Source organism: Celeribacter marinus (assembly GCF_965656515.1).
Lineage (GTDB): Bacteria > Pseudomonadota > Alphaproteobacteria > Rhodobacterales > Rhodobacteraceae > Celeribacter > Celeribacter marinus_D.
Map to the genome: position 1 here is coordinate 1 of NZ_CBFHKW010000075.1, position 8754 is coordinate 8754.

General features: G+C 54.5%; 8 protein-coding genes. All 8 read left to right on the forward strand.

The window, feature by feature from the left end:
* A partial coding sequence (locus ACTG34_RS12585; protein ID WP_439105233.1) for a chemotaxis protein CheA occupies positions 1 to 1940 on the forward strand: 1940 nt, incomplete at its 5' end.
* Complete coding sequence (locus tag ACTG34_RS12590) at positions 1937 to 2449, forward strand: chemotaxis protein CheW (protein ID WP_439105234.1); 513 nt, start codon at positions 1937 to 1939, stop codon at positions 2447 to 2449. The genes ACTG34_RS12585 and ACTG34_RS12590, both read left to right, overlap by 4 nt.
* A 14-nt stretch (positions 2450 to 2463) precedes the next feature.
* On the forward strand, positions 2464 to 4098 hold the full coding sequence (locus ACTG34_RS12595; RefSeq protein WP_439105235.1) for a methyl-accepting chemotaxis protein: 1635 nt from the start codon (positions 2464 to 2466) through the stop codon (positions 4096 to 4098).
* Entirely contained in the window at positions 4061 to 4618 is a 558-nt protein-coding gene (locus tag ACTG34_RS12600; protein ID WP_439105236.1) for a chemotaxis protein CheW, read from the forward strand. The genes ACTG34_RS12595 and ACTG34_RS12600 overlap by 38 nt, the downstream gene beginning before the upstream one ends.
* A gap of 3 nt (positions 4619 to 4621) precedes the next feature.
* A complete protein-coding gene (locus ACTG34_RS12605) occupies positions 4622 to 5473 on the forward strand; it encodes a CheR family methyltransferase (protein ID WP_439105237.1) in 852 nt (283 codons plus the stop codon).
* Positions 5470 to 6585 carry a protein-glutamate methylesterase/protein-glutamine glutaminase gene (locus ACTG34_RS12610; RefSeq protein WP_439105238.1) on the forward strand — a complete coding sequence of 372 codons (1116 nt, stop codon included), beginning with the start codon at positions 5470 to 5472 and terminating at the stop codon, positions 6583 to 6585. The genes ACTG34_RS12605 and ACTG34_RS12610 overlap by 4 nt, the downstream gene beginning before the upstream one ends.
* Before the next feature lie 128 nt (positions 6586 to 6713).
* Positions 6714 to 8213 (forward strand): hypothetical protein, encoded by a 1500-nt coding sequence (locus tag ACTG34_RS12615; protein ID WP_439105239.1) that lies wholly within the window; start codon positions 6714 to 6716, stop codon positions 8211 to 8213.
* Between the two features lie 79 nt (positions 8214 to 8292).
* Positions 8293 to 8541, forward strand: coding sequence for a hypothetical protein (locus ACTG34_RS12620; RefSeq protein ID WP_439105241.1), 249 nt, complete (start codon positions 8293 to 8295; stop codon positions 8539 to 8541).
* Positions 8542 to 8754: the final 213 nt, after the last annotated feature.

The following is an 8754-nucleotide window of genomic DNA, read 5'->3' on the forward strand; positions in this document are numbered from 1 at the left end:
ATGGCGCGTCTGGTGTCGCAATGATGGACGAAGATGCAAACGCAGTATTTATTGCCGAAGCTGAGGGACTGGTCGAGAGTCTTGAGGAACGGTTGCTCGCGCTCCAAGCCTCCCCCACAGATCGTGGATTGATCGACGGTACATTTCGCGACCTTCACACTCTCAAAGGATCGGGGGCGATGTTCGGGCGCGATGATATCGCGAGTTTTCTACATGATTTCGAGACAGCGTTCGAATCCGTGCGCAACCGAACTGTTGCCGTGGATGATCTCTTGATCAAGATTAGTTTGGAGGCCCGCGATCATGTCGCGTACCTGCTCAAAGAACCGAATGCAGCAGGCGGGAAGGCTATTTTGAAAAAGTTGGCCGCGCATCTGTTTCGTAATTTGACAGATTTGGATGATACATGGTGGCTGACGTTTCAACTGCCCGAAGATACCCTTGATCTGGGTGGCCGCCCGTCCATTGTGCTCGATGAATTACGCGCACTGGGCGCAGACCATATTGAGGCGGTCATCGATGATGTGCCTCATCTGGACGAGATTGATCCGACAAAACTCTATTTGGGGTGGAAAATGCGATTGCCCGGGCACGTGTCAGAGGACGATGTGCGCGCGGCCTTTATGTTCCATGAGGACGGTTTAACGTTTAATCTCGCGCGATCCGCGGATCAGGCTCCGGTCCCCGATGCGAGCCACACTGCGCAAAGCAAAACACAGATGGCTACACCCGATGCAAAGGGATCGACTGTCACCGAGAATGCGGGGGGCGGGTTGATGCGTGTTCCTGCCGAGCGCCTGGACGATTTGATGGACCGCGTGGGCGAATTGGTCATCGCTGAGGCGCGTCTTTTGGAATTGGCGGCAAAACATGGCGATCCGGCTTTGGTGTCGGTAGCCGAGGATATTCAACGCCTTGTCACCGGGATGCGCGAAACAACGATGTCGATACGGATGACTGCGATTGGCACTATCTCAGGACGATTCCGTCGGCTGGTCCATGATTTGTCATCCAAACTTAAGCGCCCGATTCTCTTTACCATCGAGGGGGAGGATACCGAGCTTGATAAAACTGTTGTCGAGCGTCTAACCGAGCCGTTGATGCACATCATTCGCAACTCTGCCGATCACGGGTTGGAGGCCACGAAAGAGCGCGTTGCCTTGGGCAAACCCGAAGCCGGTGAGATCACGCTTTCGGCGCGTTATTCGGGTGCTGACGTGTTGATTTGTGTGTCCGATGACGGCGGCGGCCTAGAACGCGAGGCGATTTTGGCGCGCGCCATCGAGAACGGGTTGTTGCCTGAGGGCGCAGCGCCTGATGATGACGAATTGTTCGCCCTCATTTTCGAACCAGGGTTTTCAACGGCGCAATCTGTCACCGAGCTGTCGGGGCGTGGCGTTGGTATGGACGTTGTGCGGCGCACGATTGATGGTCTGCGCGGCGTGATCGAGGTCCAAAGTGAACCGGGCCACGGTACCACTGTGACGCTCCGTCTTCCGCTCACGCTTGCTATTATTGACGGGCTTTTGGTTGAAACGGCGGGTGAACGGTTTGTGATCCCGTTGGCCGCCGTGGATGAAATAGTGGAGTTGCCGGATACGTTGACAAAAGATCGCTCTGGCAATGCGTTCTTGGATATTCGTGACACGTTAGTACCGTTTTTACGGATGCGCCGGCTACTTGATAGTCCAGGGGAGGCGGGGCCATTCCAAAAGGTCGTTGTTGTCACGTCAAGTGAGGGCCGCGTGGGTCTGGTCGTTGATCGCATCATCGGTTCGAACCAGACCGTGATCAAACAACTTTCTCCTCTTCATGCGGGCGTCAAAACGTTTTCCGGTGCGACCATTCTTGGGGATGGATCCGTGGCCTTGATCCTCGACGTGCCACAGCTCGTCGTGCGCGGACGTATCCAAACCGATAGTTCAAAGGAAGCGGCATGAGCAATACAATAGATATTACCGACCGCGATGTCGTGACGTTTCGCATCAGTAACGAAGTTCTCGCGATACCCGCAAGCCATTTGCGCGAGGTTCTTGAGGTGGGGACCGTAACGCGTGTTCCTGGGGCGCCAGATTTCGTGTCGCGCTTGATCAATGTGCGTGGCAACGTTGTGCCGCTGGCCGATCTTCGTGTCCCGCTGTGCATGCCACAAAGCGACGACAACGAGAACGCCCGAATTATGGTTTTGGAGCTGCCACTTGCAGGCCAATCAAGTGTTGTGGGCATCTTTGCAGACTCTGTTCACGAAGTGACCCGCCTCACATCTGATCAAATCGAAGAGATCCCGTCAGTTGGGTCTCGCTGGCCGCCCAATCTGGTCCATGCTGTTGGACGATGGAGTGGTGAATTCGTCACAATCCCAGATCTCAACGCGATTTTCGCAGACTTTCTTTCTGGCCAGACAGGCCGTCAAACCCAATCAGGTGCCATTGCACCAACCCATCATTAACGTGGAGTAACCAAATGCGTTTCACCTTGAAACTTAAACTTGCAGCGACCTTTTTCGTCCTTATGGCGTTGTCGGCCACGGCAATGATCATGGCCTTGAGCAATTTGAATAGTATGAGCGTAAACCTCAGCACGTTGGTGAACATCGATGCAGAGCGCGTGCGACTGTCGGCTGAGTTGAACACAGAACAATTGCGCGTCCAACGCGATGTCCGCGAATATATTCTGGCAGAGCGTGTTACTACCAAAAAGGACATTCTAGATGGAATGAAAGCCGCTCAAAGTGTTCACGATGCATCGTTTGAAGGCTTCAAATCCATTGCATCCGAACAGGGTCTTGAACTGGCTATGCAATACGCGCTCATCCTTGAGACGCTGCGCGAGGTCAATCAGCGGGCTATGGAAATGGCCGACGGGGGCGATGCGATTGGTGCGTTCAGACTCTTAAGCGGTGAGGGACAAAAAGCGTGGCTGCAAATGGAACCGCTCTTGAATACGATAGTGACGTACAACCGCGATTCTATGGCCAAATCCGATGATGCGGCCACGGAACGAGCGGCAACATCTCGTCGCAACCTGATCGTTATCATGTCTGCAGCGGCTATTTTTGGCCTGTCGGGTGCGATTTGGATCATCATGACGATCTCCAAAGGCCTGAATCGCGGCATCGCACTTGCACGTACTGTTGCTGACGGTGATCTAACCCAAACCGCGGCCTTAACAGGACGTGACGAGATCACCGATCTTTTGGCGGCGCTCAACAATATGGTTGAAAAATTGCGCTCTGTCGTTGGCGAAGTGACCAGTGGTGCAGGAAACGTCGCCTCTGGAGCTGGAGAAATGGCGTCGACCTCCGAGCAACTGAGCCAGGGTGCAACGGAACAAGCAAGTTCCACCGAAGAGGCATCAAGTTCGATGGAGCAGATGACGGCAAACATCCGTCAAACCGCCGATAACGCATCAGAGACTGAAAACATGGCGCAAAAGTCAGCACAAGACGCCCGCGCGTCGGGCCGTGCGGTGGCTGAAGCTGTCAACGCGATGAAAACTATCGCAGAACGGATTATGGTCGTTCAGGAAATCGCGCGGCAAACCGACCTGTTGGCGCTAAACGCAGCGGTTGAAGCGGCGCGTGCTGGCGAACATGGACGCGGCTTCGCAGTTGTGGCCTCGGAGGTCCGTAAGTTGGCCGAACGCAGCCAAACTGCGGCGGGTGAAATCAGCGGTTTGTCTGGCGATACGGTGACTGCAGCCGAAGAGGCAGGTCGTATGTTGGAGGGACTTGTGCCTGACATCGAGCGTACCGCGCAATTGGTTAGCCAAATCTCCGGCGCAAGTCAGGAGTTGGCAACCGGCGCCGCACAGGTGAATACCGCAATCCAACAGCTTGATAAGGTGACCCAAGAAAACACCTCTGCCGCAGAAGAAATGTCGTCGACCGCCGAGGAACTCTCCTCGCAAGCTGAAGCGTTACGGGCCGCCATCGCGTACTTCTCCCTGTCTGAAAACGGGAAAAATTCCGCGCCGGCTCCAAAACCGTCACCGGCTGCGCGTCCCGCACGTAAGGGTGGTGGGTTCGATTTTGATATGAATAGTGCAGAGGATGCGCTTGATGCTCAGTTCGAGCGGGCAGGTCGCAATGCAGCTTGATCCGGGTCCACAATCTGGCGGGGCACTTGTCGGCACCAAACTGACCACGGAAACGATCATTACGTTCGGGATTGGTAGCGCATTATATGCGCTGCCAGTCACCCCCGTGTTGGAAATTTTGGACACACGAGATATCGCGCCATTGCCGCGTGCGCCGGCACATTTATTGGGCCTGATCGACAGGCGGGGCGTCTCGGTTCCTGTGGTTGATATGCGCTTGTTGTTGGGCCTTGAGACGATCCAAAGCACGGACGAGACCCGCATTTTGGTGTTGCGTGTCGCCTTGGAGGGTGAGGGTACGGGTGTCTTGGGGGTGCGCGTTGATCGTGTCATCGAGGTCACCGTGCTCGATGATGCGCGCAGTGATGATCTTCCTGAGGCGGATTTATTAGATTGGAATGCCCGGATGGTTTCGGGAATCGGTCGGCGAGAAGGTGCATTCGTTACCGTCTTGGACATCGACTATCTCTTTGACCGTACGACATTAAACCACTCATCTCCTTTACCAAGGCTGGCCTAACCCATGCTCAAGTCCCTATCTTCCTCAACTGCGCGGGATCTGGCCAAGCTGCGCTCACTTGTTCATGCTGAAACGGGTATAAAGCTGCCTCAGGGCAAGGACGTTATGATAGAGACGCGCCTAAAACGTCGTCTTATTGATCTAAATATGCCGGATATGAATGCGTATTTGAACCTGTTGTTTGCAAACGGTGGGCTCGATGCCGAGTTTCCGAAAATCGTCGATCTTATGACGACAAATAAAACAGACTTTTTTCGCGAAGATTCACATTTTCAAATTTTAGTATCCCAGATTTTACCTTCAGTGCTGCGGGCGCTACCGGCTGGCGCGAGCAAACGATTTAAGGTCTGGAGCGCTGCGGCCTCTTCGGGTGAAGAGGCGTGGACAATTTCGATGCTTCTCGCAAAAGCTGCGCAGCAAGATCCGCGCCTTGAGTGGGCGATCCTCGGGACGGATATTTCGAACCGTGTTCTCGAGCGTGCAAACCGTGCCGTTTATACCAAAAGCGACCTTGCACCGGTTCCCGACGGGCTACGCAGTAAATACGTGATGATGGCAAAAGATCAGGCTAGCGGACGTATCGTGCCCGAATTGCGGGCGCGGGTTCGATTTGAATCTTTGAATCTGACCAAACCGCCTTACGCGATTGATAACGGTCTTGATGTCGTCTTTTTGCGCAATGTGTTGATTTACTTCGAACCCGAAATGCAAGCCCGTGTGATCGCACAATGTGCCTCGCACTTGCGCGCTGGCGGCTACTTTTTCGTTGGTCATTCTGAGTCAATGACCGTCAACCAGCTCAATTTGACCCAAATTGCACCGGGGGTCTTTCGTAAAGAGGGGGCAGCGCTATGACCGCAATTCGTGTCCTCATCGTTGATGACAGTGCCGCCGCGCGGCGCGCGTTGAGCGATCTTTTGTCGGAAGATCCCGATATCGTGGTGTCGGGTCTGGCCAAAGATGCATTCGATGCAGCCGATAAAATGCGTGAAGATCTTCCTGATGTGATTTTGCTGGACCTTGAGTTGCCACGAATGAACGGTCTTACGTTTTTAAAGAAAATTATGTCGCAACGCCCTATTCCTGTGGTCATTTGTTCCAGTCACACAGCTGCGGGATCAAGTGGTGCGCTCAAAGCGTTGGAACTTGGCGCATGTGATGTGGTTGGCAAACCGACATTGCACTCTCCTCAAGCACGACTGGAGGCGCAGGTGCGCTTGACGGATGCCGTGCGCGCCGCCTCGCATGCCAGACATTTGCGCGGTCACACCAGCCCCAAACGTGTTGCGCCACTGCCGCGCGCTGCCGCATCCGGGGTTGGCCCGAAACTAACCGCTGACGCTATTTTGCCACCTCCACGTCTTGGGGCAGCTATGGCATTGGACATGGAGCCGATCGTCGTGATCGGAGCCTCAACAGGCGGTACTGAGGCGTTGGCGCACGTGCTCAAGGCGCTTCCTACGGACTGTCCGCCGATCGTGATCGTTCAACACATGCCTGAAAAATTTACTGCGGCGTTTGCCAAGAGGCTCAATAGCATTTGCGCAGTTGAGGTGAGAGAGGCAAAGCAGGGCGATCAACCCGCGCGGGGTGTGGCGCTTATCGCTCCAGGGGATCATCACATTTTGTTGTGTCGCAAGGGTCGAGGATACCGGATTGACGTCGTGGATGGTCCCCAAGTGTCGCGCCACAGACCGTCGGTTGATGTTCTCTTTCGATCAACCGCTATCTGTGCGGGAAAGTATGCTATCGGATTTTTGCTGACTGGAATGGGAGATGACGGAGCCAAAGGACTGTTGGAGCTTAAACAGGCCGGTGCCGATACCATCATTCAAGATGAGGCAAGTTCAGTTGTCTGGGGCATGCCCGGGGAGGCGTTTAAATTAGGGGCCTCAAATCGCACGGTCGCATTAAACAAGGTCGCCCCCGAAATTATGCGATTTCATGCTGACAATCGGGTTCTTTAATTATGCAACATAGCCGTGCGTTTTATCCCGCCCCAAACATGTCTGATTTTCAGATTGAAGCGACGGTTGAGCACGTCGCCTCATGTCTTTTTTCGTTGCTCAATAGTGTCAAGGCATTGGCATTTCATATGGATGGATTGTCAGACCTCGTTGGCGAAGAGGGGCGCAAAACACTTGCCCTCGCCGTGGATCAAATTGGAACGCAGATCGAGGAAGAGGAAACCCGCTTTTTGACACTCTTTGACGCCGTGGATGCGATGACTGCGAACGCACGTGGCTTGCGGTCGTGCTTACGGGATCAAAACAATGATTTACGCCTCGCCGCTATGATTTCGACCAATGCGCGTGTTGTAAGTAGCGGAATTCCCGAAGATGATGGCGCTTTGGCGCATTTTGCATCGGGTGTGCGCCAGCTACTGGAGCGCGCCTCGCTAGGAGTGTCCAAGGTGCAAGACCGCCTTTTAGAGGCGGATAGCCAGATTGCTAAAGTACTCCCGCGATTGAGCAAGTTGACGCAAAATGCTGCTCATCTGCGTCACGTGAAAGGAGAGTTAGTGCACAAAGTTGGCGACTTGTCTCATCCTGAACTTGAAGTCACCGCGAGCCTCATGCAGTCGTGCCTTGCAGATTTGACGAATGCACTCGGCGTAGCGGTGGACCACCTTCAGGCTGGGGATGCCGCGCGTCAAAGGTATGAACATGCCGAAGCGATTTTGGCGGCGTCTGTGACGTGTCCGGTCGAATATCGCGGGGCTATTACGTCGCTTGCAAATGCACAGTTTAAAAGTGCTACACAGGCTCTGCATACGGCGTGCTCGGCCATTGGGTCAGAGTTGGCGCGCATGTCAGATCTATGGCAAACGGTCCAATCGAGGTTGAAGGGGTTCGCTGGGTCAACAACCAGCGAGGATCTGAGTGCATTTATTGTCATGCTCTCAGGCATTCTTGAGGGCGCGGAACGTTGGACGGTTGAGCGCAGCGCAATTGAACCTGCAATCAACGACATTGCAGGCCTGTACTCGGGTGTAGGTGTCCTTGTCGAAGATGCGACGCGCTACAACCGAGACATGGGGCTGAGCGGCATTAACGCAATCCTCGTCTCCAAACGCCTCGGTGATCGTGGGCTAGCGATGATGGAAGTGTCCCGACAGTTGCGCGAGGCGACATCCCAAATCGGTCGTCAAAGTTATGAAATCGCTGCGTTATCCATGGCGCAAGAACAGAGCGCTAACGCCCTATTAAATGCCACGCGTGGCAGTTTGAAATCGGATTTGGAGGGCTTAGCCACGGGGTTGGAGCACCGGATCGACAGTTTCGCCAAGCACTTGTCACAGGTTGTTTCACACTCAAATGATATTGGACACGGTGATCCGTTTTTGCGCTTACGCACGCTCTTGGATCAACTGGTTTCAGGGGTGGAGCGGGCGTCGGACCATTTGCCAGACAGCCGAGCCTATCATGAGGTCGATGGCCCGTTGCGCGACCTGGTTGACAGCTTGCGCGCACTATACACGATGAAAGACGAAAGAGATATTCATGATGCTCTTTTCTCCGTGTCGCACTATGGCGGTGCTGATGTTGACGGTGCGCCTGCGCCTGCGCATGACGACGAGGACATATTCTTCTAGCGCCTCGTTTGAGTGCCAAGCTGGCAACGCTATAAAACACATCTGCGCCGAATGCTGGCGCTGCGCGCCGGTTGGAGATGTGTGTGCGCCCGCCCTTGCATTATGGTGGATGCAAGAGGCCGAGGAGCCTGTGCCGGTCACCTGTATCTCACAATCAGTCGTGCGCGGTGGTCAGATCGTGACCGTAGCGGCTGCGGGAACGATTGCAGATGTTTTCGCGGAGTATAAGGCAGTGTCATGCGAAGTGATCGGACCCGCGAGTTCGGTATTCGCCTTGCTGTCGGCGCAACTTGCCAACAGGTTTTGCTGCAATTGCTCTGCGCCCTAAAACTTGATCCAAAGCAAAGCGCTGCCACCCTTAAACAGGCCAGCGAGATTTAGCGTTTATGCGTGGTATTGCCGACCTGAATCGGGCCTTTGTTGCTGTGCCGCGCTCGTCGTTTGCGTAGAAGGCGTTTTTTTTGCTCAATCACCCATTGTGCGCTTGACGCGCCCGCGTCCCAGACATAGAACGCCCCTCACGTTCAGGACACTGTTCTGG

Excerpts from the sequence above, each read along its gene's own strand:
- ACTG34_RS12610 (WP_439105238.1), top strand. The coding sequence starts at position 5,470 with ATGACCGCAATTCGTGTCCTCATCGTTGATGACAGTGCCGCCGCGCGG.
- ACTG34_RS12615 (WP_439105239.1), top strand. The coding sequence starts at position 6,714 with ATGGATGGATTGTCAGACCTCGTTGGCGAAGAGGGGCGCAAAACACTT.
- ACTG34_RS12595 (WP_439105235.1), top strand. The coding sequence starts at position 2,464 with ATGCGTTTCACCTTGAAACTTAAACTTGCAGCGACCTTTTTCGTCCTT.
- ACTG34_RS12600 (WP_439105236.1), top strand. The coding sequence starts at position 4,061 with ATGCTCAGTTCGAGCGGGCAGGTCGCAATGCAGCTTGATCCGGGTCCA.
- ACTG34_RS12590 (WP_439105234.1), top strand. The coding sequence starts at position 1,937 with ATGAGCAATACAATAGATATTACCGACCGCGATGTCGTGACGTTTCGC.
- ACTG34_RS12605 (WP_439105237.1), top strand. The coding sequence starts at position 4,622 with ATGCTCAAGTCCCTATCTTCCTCAACTGCGCGGGATCTGGCCAAGCTG.